This window comes from Streptomyces albidus (ex Kaewkla and Franco 2022) (assembly GCF_013870515.1).
GTDB classification, from domain to species: Bacteria; Actinomycetota; Actinomycetes; order Streptomycetales; family Streptomycetaceae; genus Streptomyces; species Streptomyces albidus.
In genome coordinates this window covers 1-18,848 of the sequence record NZ_JACBXA010000099.1, presented here as the reverse complement: position 1 = coordinate 18,848, position 18,848 = coordinate 1, and the positions used below count along the sequence as shown (strand labels likewise).

General features: G+C 70.1%; 16 protein-coding genes and 1 pseudogene. 8 read left to right on the top strand and 9 right to left on the bottom strand.

The window, feature by feature from the left end; all coding sequences use genetic code 11:
- Position 1 precedes the first annotated feature (1 nt).
- The 3 genes from H5J26_RS16415 (at position 2) to H5J26_RS16405 (ending at position 4,176) form a co-directional block, all read left to right on the top strand.
- Entirely contained in the window at positions 2 to 805 is an 804-nt protein-coding gene (locus tag H5J26_RS16415) for a formylglycine-generating enzyme family protein (RefSeq protein ID WP_235980759.1), read from the top strand.
- Between the two features lie 167 nt (positions 806 to 972).
- Entirely contained in the window at positions 973 to 3,510 is a 2,538-nt protein-coding gene (locus tag H5J26_RS16410) for a beta-galactosidase (RefSeq protein WP_181766607.1), read from the top strand.
- Positions 3,511 to 3,705: 195 nt separating this feature from the next.
- On the top strand, positions 3,706 to 4,176 hold the full coding sequence (locus tag H5J26_RS16405) for a GNAT family N-acetyltransferase (protein ID WP_181766606.1): 471 nt from the start codon (positions 3,706 to 3,708) through the stop codon (positions 4,174 to 4,176).
- Between the two features lie 7 nt (positions 4,177 to 4,183).
- Here H5J26_RS16405 and H5J26_RS16400 read toward each other — a convergent pair whose 3' ends face one another.
- Positions 4,184 to 5,308, bottom strand: coding sequence for a glycoside hydrolase family 15 protein (locus H5J26_RS16400; RefSeq protein ID WP_181766605.1), 1,125 nt, complete (start codon positions 5,306 to 5,308; stop codon positions 4,184 to 4,186).
- Positions 5,309 to 5,574: 266 nt separating this feature from the next.
- Between H5J26_RS16400 and ctaD the strand changes: the two genes are divergently transcribed.
- The 4 genes from ctaD to H5J26_RS16380 all read left to right on the top strand — a co-directional run bounded on the left by ctaD (position 5,575) and on the right by H5J26_RS16380 (position 10,251).
- Positions 5,575 to 7,254 (top strand): cytochrome c oxidase subunit I, encoded by a 1,680-nt coding sequence (ctaD, locus tag H5J26_RS16395; protein ID WP_181766604.1) that lies wholly within the window; start codon positions 5,575 to 5,577, stop codon positions 7,252 to 7,254.
- A complete protein-coding gene (locus H5J26_RS16390) occupies positions 7,251 to 7,634 on the top strand; it encodes a cytochrome c oxidase subunit 4 (RefSeq protein ID WP_181766603.1) in 384 nt (127 codons plus the stop codon). Before ctaD ends, H5J26_RS16390 begins: the two co-directional genes overlap by 4 nt.
- 51 nt (positions 7,635 to 7,685) lie before the next feature.
- A complete protein-coding gene (locus H5J26_RS16385) occupies positions 7,686 to 9,257 on the top strand; it encodes a cytochrome b (protein WP_181766602.1) in 1,572 nt (523 codons plus the stop codon).
- Positions 9,258 to 9,366: 109 nt separating this feature from the next.
- On the top strand, positions 9,367 to 10,251 hold the full coding sequence (locus H5J26_RS16380; protein ID WP_181766601.1) for an SDR family oxidoreductase: 885 nt from the start codon (positions 9,367 to 9,369) through the stop codon (positions 10,249 to 10,251).
- Positions 10,252 to 10,272: 21 nt separating this feature from the next.
- Here the strand turns inward: H5J26_RS16380 and H5J26_RS16375 are convergent, their stop codons facing one another.
- The gene (locus H5J26_RS16375; RefSeq protein WP_181766600.1) at positions 10,273 to 10,890 is read right to left on the bottom strand and encodes an SAM-dependent methyltransferase; all 618 of its coding nucleotides are present in this window, start codon (positions 10,888 to 10,890) and stop codon (positions 10,273 to 10,275) included.
- A gap of 377 nt (positions 10,891 to 11,267) precedes the next feature.
- On the opposite strand from H5J26_RS16375, the gene H5J26_RS16370 reads away from it, so the two are divergent.
- A complete protein-coding gene (locus H5J26_RS16370) occupies positions 11,268 to 11,495 on the top strand; it encodes a DUF5133 domain-containing protein (RefSeq protein ID WP_181766599.1) in 228 nt (75 codons plus the stop codon).
- Between the two features lie 54 nt (positions 11,496 to 11,549).
- On the opposite strand, the gene H5J26_RS16365 is transcribed toward H5J26_RS16370, so the two are convergent.
- The 7 genes and pseudogenes from H5J26_RS16365 to H5J26_RS32135 form a co-directional block, all read right to left on the bottom strand.
- The gene (locus H5J26_RS16365; RefSeq protein WP_181766598.1) at positions 11,550 to 12,584 is read right to left on the bottom strand and encodes a Ku protein; all 1,035 of its coding nucleotides are present in this window, start codon (positions 12,582 to 12,584) and stop codon (positions 11,550 to 11,552) included.
- Positions 12,585 to 12,736: 152 nt separating this feature from the next.
- Positions 12,737 to 14,155, bottom strand: a complete 1,419-nt coding sequence (locus H5J26_RS16360) for a glutamate decarboxylase (protein ID WP_181766597.1) — start codon at positions 14,153 to 14,155, stop codon at positions 12,737 to 12,739.
- Between the two features lie 159 nt (positions 14,156 to 14,314).
- Positions 14,315 to 15,163: an SAM-dependent methyltransferase gene (locus H5J26_RS16355; RefSeq protein WP_181766596.1), complete on the bottom strand. Its 849-nt coding sequence runs from the start codon at positions 15,161 to 15,163 to the stop codon at positions 14,315 to 14,317.
- A 119-nt stretch (positions 15,164 to 15,282) separates the two neighbouring features.
- Complete coding sequence (locus tag H5J26_RS16350) at positions 15,283 to 16,134, bottom strand: fumarylacetoacetate hydrolase family protein (RefSeq protein WP_181766595.1); 852 nt, start codon at positions 16,132 to 16,134, stop codon at positions 15,283 to 15,285.
- 94 nt (positions 16,135 to 16,228) lie between these two features.
- The gene (rhmD, locus tag H5J26_RS16345) at positions 16,229 to 17,416 is read right to left on the bottom strand and encodes an L-rhamnonate dehydratase (protein WP_210771407.1); all 1,188 of its coding nucleotides are present in this window, start codon (positions 17,414 to 17,416) and stop codon (positions 16,229 to 16,231) included.
- The gene (locus H5J26_RS16340; protein ID WP_181766594.1) at positions 17,413 to 18,522 is read right to left on the bottom strand and encodes a zinc-dependent alcohol dehydrogenase; all 1,110 of its coding nucleotides are present in this window, start codon (positions 18,520 to 18,522) and stop codon (positions 17,413 to 17,415) included. Before H5J26_RS16340 ends, rhmD begins: the two co-directional genes overlap by 4 nt.
- Positions 18,522 to 18,848 (bottom strand): annotated as a pseudogene (locus tag H5J26_RS32135) (MFS transporter); the annotation flags it as partial. The pseudogene H5J26_RS32135 and the gene H5J26_RS16340, both read right to left, overlap by 1 nt.

The window sequence follows — 18,848 nt, the reverse complement described above, 5'->3', positions numbered from 1 at the left end:
CCTGATGGGGTGCGAGGACGGGCCGTACCCGGCGGACGGCGAAGGCCCCGTGCGTGAAGTGACGCTCTCCGGCTTCCAGTTGGCGGCGACCGCCGTCACCAACGCGGAGTTCGAGGAGTTCGCCTCGGCGACGGGCCACCGCAGCGAAGCCGAACTCTTCGGCTGGTCCTTCGTCTTCGGGGGTTTCCTGCCCGAGGGCTTCCCACCCACCCGGGGCGCCGCGGCGGCGCCGTGGTGGCGTCAGGTCTTCGGCGCCGACTGGCGGCACCCGGAGGGTCCGGGCTCGGGCATCGACGGGCGCGGCGACCACCCGGTCGTCCATGTCTCCCACAACGATGCGCTGGCGTACTGCAGTTGGGCCGGTACACGGCTGCCGACGGAAGCCGAGTGGGAGTACGCGGCACGAGGCGGGCTGGAGAGCATGCCGTACCCGTGGGGCGAGGAGCGGGAGCCTGACGGCACGTACAGGATGAACATCTGGCGCGGCTCCTTCCCGGACCGCAACACCGCGGCGGACGGCTACGCCGGCACCTGCCCGGTGGACGCCTTCCCGCCGGGCGGCTTCGGCCACTTCAACATGACCGGCAACGTGTGGGAGTGGTGCGCGGACTTCTTCAGCGCCGCCTTCCACGAGCGCGTTCCCCGGGTGGACCCGCAGGGGCCGCCGTCCGGCGACTCCCGGGTGCTGCGCGGCGGTTCGCACCTTTGCCACGAGTCCTACTGCCTCCGGTACCGGACTTCGGCACGCATGGCGAACACCCCTGACAGCTCTGCCGGAAACACCGGATTCCGGGTCGCCCGCTGACGTCGCTCCGATCCCGGGCCGTGCGTTCATCGAAAGCGGATCACTTCTGGCAGGGCCCTTGTTCGCGGCTTCTGTAAGCGCATACAGTCGCGGCGCACCGACGCCGCGAAACACCCCCACGCCTCGGCCTGAGCCGTTCGACCTCACGACCTCACGGAGAGCCAGCCATGACGTCTGACCCGACAACCTTCCGCCGCCGCGCCGTGATCGGCGGGGCGGGGGCGATCGCCGCCGCCGCCACGAGCGGGGTGAGCGCGGCACCCGCCGCCGCGGCTCCGGCCGCCGGCACGCGGCGGACGAAGTCCGGGCCGTCCGTCACCTACGAGCGGAAGCGGCTGCTGATCGACGGCGAGCCCGTCCTCGTCATGGCCGGTGAGATCCACTACTTCCGTCTCAAGCGCTCCGACTGGCAGTCGCGCCTGGACCTGGCCAAGGAGGCCGGCCTCAACGCCATCGCCACCTACATCCCGTGGATGTGGCACGAGACCGCCGAGGGCTCGATCGACGTCACCGGCAGGACCCGGAAGGAGCGCGACCTCGGTGCGTTCCTCGACCTGTGCCTCGAGAACGGCTTCCACGTCATCGCCCGGCCGGGCCCCTTCACGATGGCCGAACTCAAGGGCGAGGGCCTCCCGCACCGCCTGCGCAAGGACCACCCCGAGATCGTGCCGGAGGGCTGGGACGGGCAGAAGGACACCGCGCAGACCGTCGACTATCTCGCGCCCGCATATCTCAAGGAGGTCGAGCGCTGGTACGACGCGGTGATACCGGTGATCGCCAAGCGCAAGCACCGCAAGGGCCGTCCGGGAGTCATCGCCTGCCAGCTCGACAACGAGATCGGCATGCTCGCCTGGGTCAGCAACACCCCCTCCCTCACCGACGGCACGCTCAAGGACTTCAACGGCTGGCTGGACGACACCTACGGCGACAAGCTGGGCGACCGCTACCCCTTCGCCGACAAGCCCGCCGGCGAGCGCGACGCCGCGATCCGCGCCCCCAAGGACGCCTACTCCCCCGCCCTCATGCACGACGTCGGCGCGTTCATGCGGGGGCGCTTCGCCCGCTACGTCAGCACGCTCCGCAAGTACGCCGAGAAGAACGGCCTCGACGACGTGCCGTTCCTGATCAACATCCACGGCACCTCCGACAGCGGCGCCCGCAAATTCCCCATCGGCATCAGCCAGTTGATGGAGACCTACTCCGGGAAGTCCGGCATCTTCTCCGGCGCCGACTTCTACCTCGGCGGCCTCACCGTCAAGAACGTCACCGACCTCTACCTCGTCAACGCCTTCATGGAGTCGGTGCAGGACGAGGACCAGCCGCTGAGCGCCCTGGAGTTCGACGCCGGCCACGCGGACTACGGCGACAACCTGGACAACCAGGCCGACGCGGAGAGCACCGACCTCAAGACCAGGCTCTGCCTCGCCCAGGGCGTCAAAATGATCAACTACTACCTGTTCTCAGGGGGGATCAACCCGAAGCTGGACAAGCCCGTCGGCGACGGCAACGACCGCATCGGCATCACCGGTGAACGTCACGGCTTCGCCGCCCCCGTCGATCCGGAGGGCAGGCGCAACCTCAGCTACGAACCGCTGAAGGAGAGCGTCCACGCCGTGGGCGGGGTGGGCCGCGTGCTGGCCGGGATGGTGCCCGAGTACGACAAGGTCGCCCTGGGGTTCGTCCCCGACCACTATCTGACCGAGTACCACCCGCCGGAGCGCAAGAGCGTCGACGCGATCCTCGCCGACATCGAGGAGATCCGCGGCTTCGGCCCGCGCGGCGCCGTCTCCCGGGCCATGCTGCTGGGCGGCTTCCGCTACAGCGCCCTCGACATCCAGTCCGCGGACCTCGACCCGGACCGTACGCCAGTACTCGCCCTGGCCACCGGCGAGAACCTCTCAACGGGGCTTCAGCGGAAGCTGGTCCGGTATCTGAAGGACGGCGGCAAGCTGCTGCTCTCGGGCAAGGTGCCGGTGGCCGACATGGACGGCAAGCCGAGCACCGCACTGCGCGACGCGCTCGGTCTCAAGGTCGGCAGGACCATGACCGACGCCGACCGCTTCTGGCTCTCGGCCACTTCGCACGGCTGGGCCGCGCCGAGGGCCGAAGTCCGCGTGGCGAAAGCGCAGTTGTGCACGCCGAGCAAGGGCGACACCGTTCTCCGCGAACTGTCCACGGGCAAGGGCTGCGGCTTCGACATCCCGGTCGGAGCGGGGCGCGCGGTGGTCATCACCACGGACTACCGCTGCGACCTGGACTTCTGGTCCCGCGCGCTGAAGGCCCTGGGCGCCGCCCCCGCTCTCACCCACAGCGCGACCGACCCGGGCCTGTTCCTCCTGACGACCCGCGACGGCGATCGGGGACGTCTCCTGCACGCCCTGAACGTCACCTCGGGGCTGGACCAGGTCTTCACCGTCGCCGAGAAGGGCAAGGCGCTCTTCGGCGGCGAGAAGCTGCGGATCCCGGGGCGCAGCGGGGCCATGCTGCCGCTGGACGTGAAGGCCGGCGGCGGGCACATCGCGTACGCAACCGCGGAGATCACCGGCGTGGAGAAGGGCAAGGTGACCTTCCGCGCGGTCAGCGGCGCGGAGTCGGTCGTCGCCGTCGAGGGCGACGCGCGGTGCCAGGGCGCGAAGTCCTCGCGTGAGGGCGGCCGTACAGTGCTGCGCGTGCAGCGACGGGAGTTCACCGTCCAACTGGGCTGAGGGGTGCGGGCGAAGGCGTCATTCGCGCGGACGACGTTCTGCCCTACAGCTGAAGATCCTTCCGTCCGCGGGGAGTTGACCGATCTCGCAGAGGTCGCCGGTGCTCCGGCCGGTGTCGCGGACCGGTTCCCCGTCAGCCCTTGAAGCGGAGAACTCGGAGGCGGCCGCTGCATCCGTCTGCCAGCATGTACCGCCGTGGAGTTGGACAACCTCGTCATCCGGCGTGCGGTCGAGACCGACGCCGCCGCGGTGGCCGAGGTGTGGCTGCGTTCCTACGCGGCGGCGCTTCCGAGCGTGTGCCGTGCGCATACGGACGACGAGGTGCGGTTCTGGATCCGGGAGGTGGTCGTGCCCGGGCACGAGGTGTGGGTGGCCGACGTCGCAGGCTCGGTCGTCGGGATGATGGTGCTGGACGGCGAAGAAGTGGACCAGTTCTATCTCGATCCGCCCTGGCGTGGCCGGGGCATCGGCGACCGCCTCGTGCATGTGGCCAAGCAGCGTTGCCCGGCCCGGTTGGCGCTGTGGACGTTCCAGATCAACGGCCCGGCACGCCGCTTCTACGAACGGCACGGCTTCGTCGCCGCGGAGCGCACCGACGGACGCGGCAACGAGGAGCGCGAGCCGGACGTCCGGTACGTGTGGCGGCCGCAGAAGCAAGAGGCCTGAGGAAGCGCTAGACGGGCTTCGAGTCGAGCTCGCCCAACTCGTGGGCCAGGATCAGGTACATCCCGTGGGACCACAGAAGCGGAGTGGCGTTGGGACCCCAGCGGTCCAGCCACTCCTGTTCCCGGCCGGGCGCCAACCGCCGTCCTTCGGGGGCCTGTTCGGGCAGCAGCCCGTCCTCCGTGAACAGCCCGTCCATCCAGTGCAGCATCTGCTCGGCCTCCCGGAGGCGTCCGGTTCTGGCGTAGTGCCAGCCGAGCAGGGCGGAGAGCACCGGCCAGCGCCCGCCGCCGTAGAAGGTGTCTTCGAGGTAGCGGTACACGCCGCCCTCGTGGAGCAGGTCCCGCTCGACGGCGGCCAGGGTCTTCCCGGCCAGCGAGTGCTCCAGCAGGCCGAAGGGCGTGAGGGCGGCGAGCAGACTGGCGTCCACGGCGTCGGGCCCGCCCATCCACTTCACGAGGTGGCCGTCGCGCACGCCTTCGCGGCGCACGGCTGCGGCGATCTCGTCGGCAGCCGTGCGGGCCCGGTCAGCGGTGTCCCCTGCGACCAGGCCGGCGCCGACAGCCGCACGCAGCCCTGCTTCCAGCGAGGCCAGGGTCGCGCCGTGCCGCTGGTGGCTGTCCTCCTCCCACCAGTCGAAGCACGGGGTGTTCCAGGCGGCGGCCAGGTATTCGCATGCCAGCCGGGCGGCTTCGCGGTACGGCTCGGGGTCGCCGGCGTGCCGTCGCAGATGGGTGACGAGGAGGTGCAGCCAGGTGCCGTACCCGTCGAGCTGGAAGTTCCACCAGCCGGTATCGCCCTCGTCCTCGCCTTCGAGGGTGTAGCGGGCGGGCAGCCACTCACGGGAGGTGGGCGTGCCACCGGAGCGCAGCGTGCTCACGATGCTCTCTATGCGCTCGGCCCGTGATGTCAGCACGCGGGCGCACCACTTGTGAAAGGCGCGCGCGCTGCGCGCCGCTCCCGCCCGGTCGGCGCCCTCGGCGATGAACGCTCCGTCCCTGAACCAGGAGTATCCGTACACCTCGAAGGTGGGGCAGGCCGGATAGCCGCCGCCCGGGTGCTGGTGGAGAAGGATGACGTCCAGGGCGGCTCGGCGGGTGCCCGGCGCGGAAAGGGGTTTCGGGTCGGCAACCATCGTGGGCGCTCCCATGTATGCGCATTCAGGTGGCGCACAGCGTATCGGACCCCTCCCTTCCGCGAGAAGGGAGGAGACCGACATGGGAACACGTCCGGAACGAACTGGGCACGCAGCGTCGACCGCCCATGCTTCCGGGTGACCTGAGCGGTGCGTACCGGCGTGGCAGCCTCCCGCTTCCCGGTGCCTTCTTCAGGCTCTTCCAGCATGGATGGCACCTCGTCGGAGTCCCGGCGCTTCGGCAGTCGGTGCGGGGAGGCCGCCCGATGAGCACTGCGGCCGAAGAAGAGACGCGGCAGCGCACACAGTTCGAGCCGCCGTCGGACGGGGAGAAGGGGCTCGTCTTCGGCAAGGCGCTGCTGCGCTATCTGACGACGACCGATCACAAGGTGATCGGAAACATGTATCTGGCCACCTCGTTCGGCTTCTTCCTGCTGGCCGGTCTGATGGCGATGGTGATGCGCGCCGAACTCGCACGCCCGGGGCTCCAGCTGATCTCGGCCCAGCAGTACAACGAGTTGTTCACCGTCCACGGCACGATCATGATGCTGCTGTTCGCGACGCCGACGTTCACCGGATTCGCCAACGCCGTCATGCCGTTGCAGATCGGCGCGCCGGACGTCGCCTTCCCGCGGCTGAACGCCTTCACCTACTGGGTGTTCCTCTTCGGCGGGCTGATGGTGCTCGGTGGCTTCCTCACGCCCGAGGGCGCCGCGTCGTTCGGCTGGTTCGCCTACGCGCCGCTCAACAGCGCGACGTTCACGCCGGGTTCGGGCGGTGACCTTTGGACGATGGGGCTCGCGGTCGCCGGGCTGAGCACCATCCTCGGCTCCGTCAACTTCATCACCACGATCATCTGCCTCCGCGCTCCGGGCATGACCGTCTTCCGGATGCCGCTGTTCACCTGGAACGTGCTGTTCACCTCGATCCTCGCCCTCCTCGCCTTCCCGGTGCTGACGGCTGCGCTGTTCGCGCTGGAGGCGGACCGGAAGTTCGGCGCGCACATCTTCGACTCGGCCAACGGCGGAGCGATCCTCTGGCAGCACCTGTTCTGGTTCTTCGGGCACCCCGAGGTCTACATCGTGGCGCTGCCCTTCTTCGGCGTCGTCACGGAGATCCTCCCGGTCTTCAGCCGCAAGCCCCTCTTCGGCTACGTCGGGCTCATCGGCGCGACGGTCGCCATCACCGGCCTCTCGGCGACGGTGTGGGCGCATCACATGTTCGCGACGGGCGGCGTGCTGCTGCCCTTCTTCTCTCTCATGTCGTTCCTCATCGCCGTGCCCACGGGCGTGAAGTTCTTCAACTGGATCGGGACGATGTGGAAGGGGTCGCTGTCCTTCGAGACGCCCATGCTGTGGTCCGTCGGCTTCATGGTGACGTTCCTTCTCGGCGGCATGACCGGGGTGCTCATCGCCTCACCCCCGATGGACTTCCACCTCACCGACAGCTATTTCATCGTGGCCCACCTGCACTACGTCCTGTTCGGCACCATCGTCTTCGCGACGTTCGCGGGCTTCTACTTCTGGTGGCCGAAGCTGACCGGGAAGATGCTCGACGAACGGCTCGGGAAGATCCATTTCTGGATGCTCTTCGTGGGCTTCCAGGGGACGTTCCTCGTGCAGCACTGGCTCGGCGCGGAGGGCATGCCGCGCCGCTACGCGGACTATCTCGACGCCGACGGGTTCACCGTCCTCAACTCCGTCTCCTCCGCCAGCGCCTTCCTGCTGGGGCTCTCCACGCTGCCCTTCCTCTACAACGTGTGGCGCACGACGAAGCACGGCACGCGCGTCACGGAGGACGACCCGTGGGGCTGGGGCCGGTCGCTGGAGTGGGCGACGTCCTGTCCGCCGCCCCGGCACAACTTCCATGCCCTGCCGCGCATCCGCTCCGAATCCCCCGCCTTCGATCTGCACCACCCGCATCTCGCGAGGGAGGGGCGGCCATGAAGCTCGAGGCCCTTCTCTTCGCAGGCGTCGCCGCCTTCTTCGCCGTCGTCACCTCGGTCTACGTCGCCCTGCACAGGGAGCCGGCAGGCACGTCCGCCCTGCTGGTGTCGTTCCTGATGTCCTCGCTCATCTCCTTCTTCCTGTGGATGCAGTACCGGCGGCACGGTGAACGCCCGCAGGACCGCAAGGAGTCGGAGGTGCAGGACGGAGCGGGACCGCTCGCGTTCTTCTCCCCGCGCAGCTACTTCCCCGTCTTCACCGCCGTCGGGACGGCGCTCGCCGGGACGGGCGTGGTCTACGGCCTGTGGCTCTTCCTCATCGGCGTCGGCCTCATCGCCCCCGGCGTCGCCGGATTCGTCTTCCAGCACAACGACCGCTGACCCCCGCCCACTGCACGAGAGCGCACACGACACGAGAGGGGAGGACGGCACATGCCGTCGAGGCGGAGGAACGAGCCGTCGAGGACCCGGGCGGGCCGTGCCGCGGAGAGCGGCTTCACCTTTCTCGACGACCGGCTGCCGGCAGCCCAGGGGGGCGCCCTCCTCCGCAAGGCCTTCCCCGACCACTGGTCGTTCCTCCTCGGTGAACTGGCCCTCTACAGCCTCGTCCTGCTCCTGCTGACGGGGACGTGGCTCACCTTCTTCTTCCACCCGGGCGAGAGCGAGATCCCCTATAACGGCTCCTACTCACCGCTGAGGGGCGTACTGGTCTCCGAGGCGTACGCCTCGACGCTGCACATCAGCTTCGAGGTGCGCGGCGGGCTGCTCATCCGTCAGGTCCACCACTGGGCGGCCCTGCTGTTCGTGTCGGCGATCGGCGTGCACATGCTGCGGATCTTCTTCACCGGCGCCTTCCGCAAGCCCCGCGAGGTCAACTGGGTCGTCGGGATCACCCTGTTCGTGCTGGCGGTGGCCGAGGGTTTCTGCGGCTACTCGCTGCCTGACGACCTGCTCTCCGGTACGGGCCTGCGGGTCGTGCAGAGCCTGCTCCTGTCGATCCCCGTCGCCGGTACGTACCTGAGCTTCTTCGTCTTCGGCGGCGAGTATCCGGGCACGGAGATCATCACCCGGCTCTACGTGACCCACATCCTCCTCATCCCCGGACTGCTCGTCGGCCTCGTCGTGCTCCACCTGATCCTGGTGGTCCATCTCAAGCACACGCACTGGGGCGGTCCCGGACGGTCGGAGAGGAACGCCGTGGGGCAGCCGATGGTCCCGCAGTTCGCGGCCAAGTCCGCCGGGTTGTCGATGATGCTGTTCGGGCTGCTCACGCTGCTGGGGGGCGTGGTGCAGATCAACCCGGTCTGGGCCTACGGCCCTTACCGCACCGACCAGGTCAGCACCGGCTCCCAGCCGGACTGGTACGTGGGCTTCCTCGAAGGATCACTGCGGCTGATGCCGCCCTTCGAGACGACGCTGTGGGGCCACACCTTCATGTGGAACGTCCTGGTCCCGACCGTGATCCTGCCGACGCTCCTCTTCCTCGGGCTCTACCTCTATCCCTTCCTGGAGAAGTGGGTGACGGGCGACGACGCCGAGCACCACGTCTGCGACCGGCCCCGCGAGCGGCCCGCCCGTACGGCGCTGGGGGTCGGCGGCATCACCTTCTACGCCGTGCTCCTGCTCGCCGGCGGCAACGACGTGCTCGCCGATGTCTTCGGCGTCTCGCTCAACGGTCTGACCTGGTTCTTCCGGGGCGCCCTCGTACTCGGCCCCGTGGCCGCGTTCATGATCACCCGGCGCCTGTGCAGGGCGCTGCGGGCACACGACCTCGAACGCGTCCACGAAGGCGACGAGACGGGAGAGGTTCGGCAGACCGTCGAAGGCGGCCTCGAGGAGCCACGCCGCGCGCTTTCCCACCAGGAGCGCTACACCCTGCTGATGCGGGAGACGCCGCGCCCGCTGGAACTGACGCCGGCCGGCGACGACGGGCACGAAGCGGCCCGCAGCCGGCGGGTGCGAGTGGCGCTGAGCCGCTGGTACTACGGGGACCGGGTCGACTGACGGGCGCGCGCCCGGCTCGCGCTCTGTTATCCGGCGACGTCAGGGGGCACTCCGGACCCCGCAGATCCGCTCCGAACGACCGTCGTCCCTTCGCCGCTGGAGGCGCCACATGTCCGAGTCCGGCACCGAGCACCCGGCACACCGTCACCCCGAACCGCCGTTCCCCTCGCAGGACGACGAACATCCCGGCTACACCGGACGCATGGAGCCCCGCCCCGACCACGGTGAGGACACCTATCGCGGCTCCGGCAAGCTCACCGGCCGGAAGACCGTCATCACTGGAGGCGACTCCGGCATCGGACGGGCGGTCGCGCTCGCCTTCGCCCGCGAGGGTGCCGACGTGCTGCTCTCGCACCTCCCGGAGGAGGAGAGCGAGGCGCGGGAGACGGTGCGCCTCGTGGAGGATGCCGGGCGCCGGGCGGTCGCGACGGCCGTGGACGTGCGGGAGGAGGCGCAGTGCCGGCTCCTGATCGACCGGGCCGTGGAGGAGTTCGGCCGCGTCGACGTGCTCGTCAACAACGCCGCGTACCAGATGTCGCAGCCCGAGGGCATCGACGCCATCACCACGGAGCAGCTCGACCGTGTCGTGCACACCAACCTCTACGGCATGTTCTGGCTCTGCAAGATGGCGCTCCCCCACATCCCCGAGGGCGGCAGCATCATCAACACCACCTCGGTGCAGGCCTACAAACCGAGCCCGCACCTCCTGGACTACGCGATGACCAAGGGCGCGATCGCCACCTTCACGCAGGGCCTCGCCACGAACCTCGCCGACCGGGGCGTCCGCGTCAACGCCGTGGCGCCGGGACCCGTCTGGACGCCGCTGATCCCCGCGACGCTGCCCGACACCAAGGAGTTCGGCAAGCAGAGCCCGCTCGGCCGCGCCGCTCAACCCGCCGAGATGGCGCCCGCGTTCGTCTTCCTGGCCTCCCAGGAGGCGAGTTACATCACCGCCGAGATCGTCAACGCGACCGGTGGCACGCCGCTCCCCTGAGACCTCCGGGGCGGCGGCGCCTCACAGCAGCCCTTCGCGCGCGGCCGTCGACAGCGGCGTACGGCCCTGCACGTCCTGCCGTGCGAAGACGTGCAGGGTGAAGTCCGGGTCGCGGCAGTCGGTCAGCATGGCCAGCCCCGGTATCGCACTCAGCACGGGGGCGAGGGTGCGGCCCGTGCGGTGGTGCTCGGGCGCGGGATGGTTCCAGTGGACGGTGACGAGCGTGCCACCGGGTTCGAGGGCACGGACGGTGCGGGTGAGCACGTCTCTCAGCGTCAAGTCGTCGAAGTAGTAGAGGAGTTCGGAGAGCACGATGAGCTCGAACCGGCCGTCCGGCCACTCCTCCGGGATCGTCAGCTGACGTGCGCGCACCTGCGGCAGATCGCGGGTCCGTGCGGCGGTGAGCTCAGCCGCCGCCGCGACGCGGTCGGTGGCCAGGAGGCTGTCGCAGCGCGCGGCGAGCTGCGTGGTCAGGATGCCGACGGAGCAGCCGGGTTCGAACGCGGTCCTGTATCGCCGGTGCGGGAGCGCCGCCAGCGTGTGGTCGTACTTGCGCTGCGTGTACCACTGCTCCGTGAGGCTCCAGGGATCGGCCGAGTCGCTGTACAACTGCTCGAAGTACGCGTTGGGCGTGTTCATCGGTCGACCACCTCGTGTGCTCCTGATTCGGCGCCCCCGAGGCGGATGCGCAGCCGGGGACTACCCAAAGCTTTCCATTCCGTGATGAAACCCGCATTTCAGAGGCGTCGTGCACCGGTGGGCCGTACGGGTGACGGCCCCGTGTCCTGGCGGATGTTTCAGCCTCCGGCACGGGGACACGCAGCAGCCCAGGTGCTTCAGCCGGCAGGCACCGGTGCGGGAGGCAGAGACGAACCGCCTCTCCCGGTGCGGCCCCGGCTGCGCCGGACCTCCCGTGCACTCACGCAGACCGCACCGGGAGGAGACAGCTCACGATGAACTGCCTCGACGGTGCGCCGGCGGTCTCTCGCCTCATCCAGACCGAAGGAGCCCCGATCATGCTCATGGCTCACCCCGTCGTCCTGCGCAAGCTCGTCGCCCAGTACGAGACCCTCAAGGAACTCCACGCGCAGGACGGCTCCGACGAGGCACGCCGACGCCTGGACGACGTCGCGTACACCCTCTGCATATCCACCGGGACGAGCGACGTCGACGCCGCCCTCATCGCCGCCCGGCACGACCTCCCCGGGGCCCGCCCCCACGACGACTCCGCCGCCGCGGGCTGAACTCCGGCGGCCGGCCGAGCCCTGCTCGGGCGGCCGTCTCGCCGACGGGCGCGTTCAGGAGGCGGACCTCTCACTCCTGCCGCGGTCGCCGCTGAGGGCTTTGATGAGCTGACGCCGGTTCATCCTTGAGCGGCCCTGCACGTCCCGTTCGGTGGCCCGCTCGTACAGGTCCCGCTTGCTCAGCTCTGAAAGCCTCGCACGCGTGTCGTCGCCGGAGCCCTTCCGGCCGCCGTTCCGGCTCGCGCGGCTGCCCCCGCCGTTCTGGCTCGCGCCACCGCCCCCGCCGCGCTGATTCGTGCGGCGCCGCCGGGGTCCCGCCTGGTCGACGCTGCGCCGGAGCGCCTCTTCCAGGTCGACCACGTTCGTGGCCTCGGGAGGCTCCTCCTCGCGGATGACCTCCGCTCCGTCCCGCTTCGCCTCGACCAGGTGACGGACCTTCTTCTCGTAGCTGTCCTCGTAGTCCCCGGGACGCCACTCGACGGCCATCGCCTCGATGAGCTGCTTCGCGCTCTTCAGCTCCTTGCCGCCGGCCGCCTCGCCCTCGGGCAGCCTGGGCAGCTCCGCCTGCGGGTCCCGGACCTCGTCCGCCCAGTGCAGGGTGTGCAGCTCCAGCACATCGTCCCGGGCGCGAAGGGCGACGAGATACTCCCGCCCGTGCATCACGAACGTCGCGACGCCGGCCTTCCCCGTCTCCGCGAGGGCGGTGGACAGCAGCCCGTAGACCCTCTCGTACTCCTTGCTCCTCGGGGCCATGTAGTACGTGCGGTCGAAGAAGGCCGGCTCCACCTCCTCCAGCTCCACGAAGCCGTTGACCTCGATGACCTGTGACCTGCCCGGGGCGATCTCGTCGAGCTCCTCGGGCTCGACCACGATGTGCTCGCCGTCCCCCAGGTCGTAGCCCTTGACGACGTCGTCGAGGTCCACGCGCTTGCCCGTACGCTCGTTCACCCGCCGGTTGCGCACGCGGTCGTTCGTGCCGCGCTCCAGCTGGTGGAAGTGGATGGTGTGGTCCTTGATCGCTGCGAACAGCTGCACGGGCACGGTCACCAGGCCGAAGGTGATCACCCCGCTCCAGATCGGGCGTGCCATCTCCCGGCCTCCTCGTCTCTCGTGAGGGCGTGTTCCTGGCGTGTCCCGGATGAGCCGGGTACCCCGTTCGCCCCGGTCGATGACCGGTGTCTCCGGGTGAGCGGCCGTTCTCAGCGGGTGCGGCCCGGGGGTGCAGCTCGGGGCACGCGCCGTCAGTGGTGGAACGCGGTCGCGACGGACGCGGGCCTGCCCAACGGGGCTTCCTGGGCGCGCAGTTCGGGCAGCAGCGCCTCCAGGTCCTCGACGAACAGTTCGGCGAGGTCGGCCGTGAAGCCGTTGCGGCACACGATGCGCAGCACGGAGAGGTCCTCACGGTTCGGCGGGAAGGTGTAGGCGGGGATCAGCCAGCCGCGCTCCCGCATCCGCCGGGACACGTCGAAGACGTCGTAGCCGGTGATGCCCGGTGAGGTGGTGAAGGCGAAGACCGGGAGCTCGTCGCCACGTGTGAGCAGGCGGAAGTCGCCCGTCCCCTCGATCCGCCGGGCCAGCGACCCGGCCACGTCGCGTGCGGTCTGCTGTACGGCGCGGAAGCCGTCGCGGCCGAGCCGGAGAAAGGTGTAGTACTGCGCGGCGACCTGCGCGCCCGGACGGGAGAAGTTGAGCGCGAAGGTCGGCATGTCGCCGCCCAGGTAGTTCACGCGGAAGACCAGCTCCTCGGGCAGCGCCTCCGAGGAACGCCACAGCGCCCAGCCGACACCGGGATAGACCAGCCCGTACTTGTGGCCCGAGGTGTTGATCGACGCGACGCGCGGCAGACGGAAGTCCCAGATCAGGTCCTCGTCGAGGAAGGGCGCGATCATCCCGCCCGAGGCGGCGTCCACGTGCACCGGCACGTCCACGCCGGTCCGCTCCCGCAGCGCGTCGAGCGCCTCGCACACCTCGGCCACCGGCTCGTACGAACCGTCGAAGGTGGAGCCGAGCACGGTGACGACGCCGATGGTGTTCTCGTCGCACAGCTCGGCCGCGGCCTGCGGGTCGAGGTGGAACCGGTCGCCCTCCATGGGTACTTGACGGGCCTCGACCTCCCAGAAGTCGCAGAACTTCTCCCAGCACACCTGGACGTTGGCCCCCATCACCAGGTTGGGCACGGCGCGGGCCGGGTAGCGGTCGCGCGCCCCGCGGGCCCAGCGGCGTTTGAGAGCCATCCCGGCGAGCATGCAGGCCTCGCTCGAACCCGTGGTGGAACACCCCACGACCGAGGCGGGGTCCGGGGCGTTCCACAGGTCGGCGAGCATCGCGACACAGCGCTGCTCCAGCTCGGCGGTGCGCGGGTACTCGTCCTTGTCGATCATGTTCTTGTCGCGGCACTCGGACATGAGCACGCCCGCCTGCGGCTCCATCCAGGTCGTGACGAAAGTGGCCAGGTTCAGACGGGAGTTGCCGTCCAGCATCAGCTCGTCGTGCACGAGCTGGTAGGCGGCCTCGGGAGTCATCGGGCCGTCGGGGAGCTGGTGGCGGGGCGGTTCCGTGGTCATGCCCGCGACGGGGTCGGCGGCGCCGTAGAAGGGGTTGACGGACAGCCCGCTGCGCTCGGTGCGGGCGGGGCCGGGGCGGCCCTTGTGCAGCGACATCGCCTTCAACGCCTTCCGCCTGCTCGGGCAGTGCTCTCCTGCCGCGAACCTACGGGCATCCCGGCCGCCGGGCCCGTCCGGCTGCTGCGTATGGCGGGGTCCTCCAGCGGCGAAGACGGCTGTGTGATCGGGCCGCGCGGGAGTACGCGGCGCGGGGGCTCAGCGCTTGAAGGCCATCCCCGCCCACAGCGCGACGTCGGAGTCCCTGACGGCGTCGTGACCCCCGCCGATGTACGGACCGCCGGTCTCGTCGGGGCGCCACCGGTGCGGCACTTCGATGCCCGGTTCGACGAGGTCGAGTCCCCGGAAGAACCGCGCGAACTCCTCCTTGCTGCGGGACTGCGCCCTGGTGACGCTGCTCCGGTAGATCCGGCCGACCTTCTCCATCGCCTCCGGATCGAAGTCGCCCGTCCCGTGGCTGAGGACCAGTGCGGATCCGGACGGCAGAGCGGAGACGAGCCGCTCGACGATGCCGTACGCGTCCAGCTCGTCGGGGACGAAGTGCAGCAGCGCGAGCACGCTCAGGACGACGGGTCGCGAGAGGTCCAACGTCCTTGTCACTTCGGTCGACCGGAGAATGCCGTCCGATTCCGTGATGCCGGCGTGCAGGTAGGCCGTACGCCCCTCGAAGGAACTGCTCATCAGCGCGCGGGCGTGGGCGAGCACGATCGGGTCGTTGTCCACGTAGACGATCCGGGCGTGGGGATTCACGCTCTGCGCGACCTGGTGCAGATTCGGCTCCGTCGGTATCCCGGTGCCGATGTCGAGGAACTGGTCCATCCCGTACTCGGCCGCCAGCAGACGGGCCGCGCGGTGCATGAAGGCCCTGTTGGTCCGCGCGGCGACGGGCGCTCCCGGCCATGCCTCCATGACCTGGTCCCCCGCGGCGCGGTCCGCTTCGTAGTGGGCCTTTCCGCCGAGGAAGTAGTCGTAGATGCGGGCGGTGTGCGGCTTGTCCATCTGCAGGTCGAGCGGGCTCGCGGGTCCGGCGGTGCCCTCGTCGGCCATCCAGGCTCTCCTTAGGCGGCGCCGGGTGCGCCGCACCCCCGATGTCTCCCCCTCTCTCGAGCGGCGCACACCGCCCGCGTGGGACGGCCGGCAGGCCTGCGGTCAGCGGCTTCTCTCCGTCATGCCTTGCCCAACAGCTGCCGCTGGCGGCCGAGTCGGTCGATCTCCAGCTCCATCACGTCGCCGGGCCGGAGATAGGGGTGGCGGCCGGAGAGGGCGACGCCCTGCGGTGTCCCGGTGTTGATGACGTCGCCGGGCTCCAGCACCAGGTACTGGCTGAGGTGGTGCACCAGGAACGCGACGGAGAAGATCATGTCCGCGGTGCTGGAGTCCTGCCGGGGCTCACCGTTCACGAAGGAGCGCAGCCTGAGGCTCTGCGGATCGCCCACCTCCTCGGCCGGCACCAGCCACGGGCCGAGCGGGTTGAAGGTCTCGCAGCACTTGCCCTTGGACCACTGGCCTCCGGACTCCTCTATCTGGAAGGCCCGTTCGGAGACGTCGTTGGAGACGGCGTATCCGGCGACGTGGTCCAGCGCCTCCTCCGGCGAGCCGAGGTAGCGGGCACGGCGGCCGATGACGACGGCGAGCTCGACCTCCCAGTCCGTCTTCTCCGAACCACGCGGCACCAGCACCTCGTCGTACGGGCCGACGACGGTGTTCGGGGTCTTGAAGAAGATCACGGGCCTGGTCGGTGGCGAGTCGCCGGATTCAGCGGCGTGAGCGGCGTAGTTCTGCCCGACGCACAGCACGGTGCCCGGACGGGCCAGCGGAGAGCCGCTCCGCTGGTCCCGGGTGTCGACGGGCTGGAGCTCTCCGGCAGCGAGCGCCGCGCGCGCCCTGGCGATGCCGTCGCCGGCGAGGAAGTCGCCGTCGATGTCGCGGGTGACGGGTGTGAGGTCGAAGGCGCGCTCGTCGTCGTCCAGGACGGCGGGACGCTCGAAGCCGGGGTCTCCGAGGCGGATCAGACGCATGGGGAAGTTCCTCGTGTGCGGCGGTTGTCGGGTGGGAACCAGCCGGGGGCCGGTTGGTGAGGGGGACGGACGGGCGGCCTGGGCCGCCGGGCGGTCAGTGGGCGAAGGGCCGGCGCAGCGCGCACTCGGGGTTGAGGCCGACGCCGAAGCCCGGGGTCTCCGGAAGCCTCAGCCGGCCGTTCACCGGCACGGGCTCGTCGACGAGGAGCGGGCTGAACATCGGCACCACCTCGTCCGCCTTCGGCGCCATCATCAAGAACTCCGCGAACGGGCTGTTGTGACGGGTGATCACGAAGTGGTACGAGTACACGCTCGACCCGTGCGGTACGACGAGCTTGCCGTGCGCGTCGGCGAGAGCGGAGATCTTCACCAGTTCGGTGAGACCGCCGCACCACCCCACGTCGGGCTGGAGGATGTCGGCGCAGCCCATCTCCAGCAGCAGCCGGAATCCGAGCCGGCCGGCCTCGTGTTCGCCGGTCGAGGTGAGCATGCCTGCGGGGAGGCTGCGGCGCAGTTCGGCGTAGCCCCAATAGTCGTCCGGGGGCAGCGCCTCCTCGATCCAGCGCACGCCCTGGCCGTCCAGCTCGTGGCCGAGCCGCGTGGCATAGGGGACGTCGAGCGACATCCAGCAGTCGTAGGCGAGGAAGAAGTCGTCGCTGACCTTCTCCCGCATGGCACGCATCGCCTCGACGTTGGCGCGCAGCCCCTCCGGACCCTCGGCCGGGCCGTGCCGCAAGGGCATCTTCCCGCCGATGAACCCCATCGGCTCGGCCAGGTCGGGACGTGCGCCGGTCGCGTAGAAGACCTGCTCGTCGCGGACCGGACCGCCCAGGAGCGCGTAGACGGGCTCCTCCCGCAACTTGCCCAGCAGGTCCCACAGGGCGAGGTCGACGCCGCTGATGGCGTTGAGGACCAGGCCCTTGCGCCCGTAGAAGAGAGTGGACCGGTACATCTGGTCCCAGATCCGCTCCAGGTCGCAGGCCTTCGCCCCCTCGACGAAACGGGCGAGGTGGTTCTCGATGATCCAGGCGGCGGGTTCCCCGCCTGTGGTGACGGCGAAGCCGGTGGTGCCGTCCGCTGCCTCGACCTCGATCACGAGTGAGCCGAGCACGTCCAGGCCGAAGCTCTGACGGCTCTGGCGGTACTCGGGATAGACGGACATCGGGGTGGCGATGTGGTCGTCGATCCAGTGGCCGGCCGGCTGGTCGTGGTAGTCGGCGCCTCCCTGCGCGTCGACGGTGAAGGCACGCAGGTGGCGGATGCGCGTGGCGGGGGAACTCACTTCGGGGCCTCCTCGGATGTCGTCGCGGCAGCTGCGGCGGAGCCGTCGGCCGGTGCGGAGCCGGGAGCGCCGTGCGGGTAGACCAGGACCTTGCTGGCCTGATCCTCGCCGCGCGCCAGAGCAGTGAAGCTGTCCGGCGCACCGTCCAGACCGACACGTCCCTCGATGAGCGCGGACAGGTCGAGATCGGTCGCGGCCACCCACTGTGCGGTCTGTGCGAACTCGCTCGCGGAGTAGCAGAAGCTGCCGATCAGCGCGCGCTCCTGGGTGCTCACGGCGTACGCGGACAGTTCCAGCCGCGGGGCGTGCATGCCGACCAGCACCACACGCCCTCCCAGCTCGGTGAGGGCCAGGGCATCGCCGACGGTGCCCTCGGTGCCGACGGCGTCCATGGTCACCGTCGGACGGCCGCCGAGCATGTCCCGCACGAGCCCGTCGAGTTCACCGGCGGCGGGGTCGACGGCACGGAGGCCGAGTCGGCTGAGCAGGGCACGGCGTCCGGGGTGGGGTTCACTGACCACCGGCGGCTCCGCACCTAGCCGGAGGGCGCCGAGGGCCGCGGCCTGTCCGATGGGCCCGCCTCCGATGACGAGGACGCGGTCGCCCGGGCGGCAGCCACCTCGTACGGCAGCGTGGTGGCCGACGGCGAGGGGCTCGATGAGCGCCCCGTACTCCGCGGGCATGCTCTCGGGAAGGACGACGACGTTTCCGGCGGGGACGCTCATCGTCTCGGCGAAGGCCGAACGCAGTGCGGGGTCCACTCCGATGACGCGGCGTGAGGGGCACAGCTGCTGCGCGTCGGCACTGCAGGCCTCGCAGTCGCCGCAGGCGATGACGGGGTTGACCGTCACCAACTGCCCTTCGTGCAGGCCCCCTTCGACTGCCTCGGCCGCTCCCGGACCGACCTCGGTGATCCGTCCGACCGTCTCGTGTCCCATCACCTGCCCGGCGAAGCGGCGGCCGTTCTCGCCGGTGAAGCCGTGCAGGTCGGACCCGCAGATGCCGGTCGCCAGGACCGAGATCACCACTTCTCCCGCGGCGGCGCGGGGTGCGGGGAGGTCGTCGACCTTCAGCTCCCAGTTCCCCTTCATCACGAGCGCGCGCATCAGACGGTCTCCTCAGCTCGGGTCTTCGGTGTCACGGAAGTGCTGTGTGCGGCCTCCCGGCGGCCGGTGCGGCGCTGCCAGGCGCCGAGCCCGGCGAGCAGGCCGGCGCCGACGAGGGTGAAGCCGGCGATGACGTACAGGCCGGCGGTCTGGGAGCCGGCCACCCCGTCCGCCCAGGTCTTGACGTTGGGCGCGACGAACCCGCCGATCGAGCCCAGGGAGTTGATCAGCGCGATGCCTCCCGCCGCTGCCGCGCCGGTCAGGAACGCCGTGGGCTGCGTCCAGAACACCGGCTGTACGGCGATGAACCCCGCGGCGGCGACGCA

Bases quoted from the DNA above. Each gene is read 5' to 3' on its own strand.
- H5J26_RS16410 (WP_181766607.1), top strand. From the start codon at position 973: ATGACGTCTGACCCGACAACCTTCCGCCGCCGCGCCGTGATCGGCGGG.
- H5J26_RS16400 (WP_181766605.1), bottom strand. From the start codon at position 5,308: ATGGTTGCCGACCCGAAACCCCTTTCCGCGCCGGGCACCCGCCGAGCC.
- ctaD (WP_181766604.1), top strand. From the start codon at position 5,575: ATGAGCACTGCGGCCGAAGAAGAGACGCGGCAGCGCACACAGTTCGAG.
- H5J26_RS16390 (WP_181766603.1), top strand. From the start codon at position 7,251: ATGAAGCTCGAGGCCCTTCTCTTCGCAGGCGTCGCCGCCTTCTTCGCC.
- H5J26_RS16385 (WP_181766602.1), top strand. From the start codon at position 7,686: ATGCCGTCGAGGCGGAGGAACGAGCCGTCGAGGACCCGGGCGGGCCGT.
- H5J26_RS16380 (WP_181766601.1), top strand. From the start codon at position 9,367: ATGTCCGAGTCCGGCACCGAGCACCCGGCACACCGTCACCCCGAACCG.
- H5J26_RS16375 (WP_181766600.1), bottom strand. From the start codon at position 10,890: ATGAACACGCCCAACGCGTACTTCGAGCAGTTGTACAGCGACTCGGCC.
- H5J26_RS16370 (WP_181766599.1), top strand. From the start codon at position 11,268: ATGCTCATGGCTCACCCCGTCGTCCTGCGCAAGCTCGTCGCCCAGTAC.
- H5J26_RS16365 (WP_181766598.1), bottom strand. From the start codon at position 12,584: ATGGCACGCCCGATCTGGAGCGGGGTGATCACCTTCGGCCTGGTGACC.
- H5J26_RS16360 (WP_181766597.1), bottom strand. From the start codon at position 14,155: ATGTCGCTGCACAAGGGCCGCCCCGGCCCCGCCCGCACCGAGCGCAGC.
- H5J26_RS16355 (WP_181766596.1), bottom strand. From the start codon at position 15,163: ATGGCCGACGAGGGCACCGCCGGACCCGCGAGCCCGCTCGACCTGCAG.
- H5J26_RS16350 (WP_181766595.1), bottom strand. From the start codon at position 16,134: ATGCGTCTGATCCGCCTCGGAGACCCCGGCTTCGAGCGTCCCGCCGTC.
- H5J26_RS16340 (WP_181766594.1), bottom strand. From the start codon at position 18,522: ATGCGCGCGCTCGTGATGAAGGGGAACTGGGAGCTGAAGGTCGACGAC.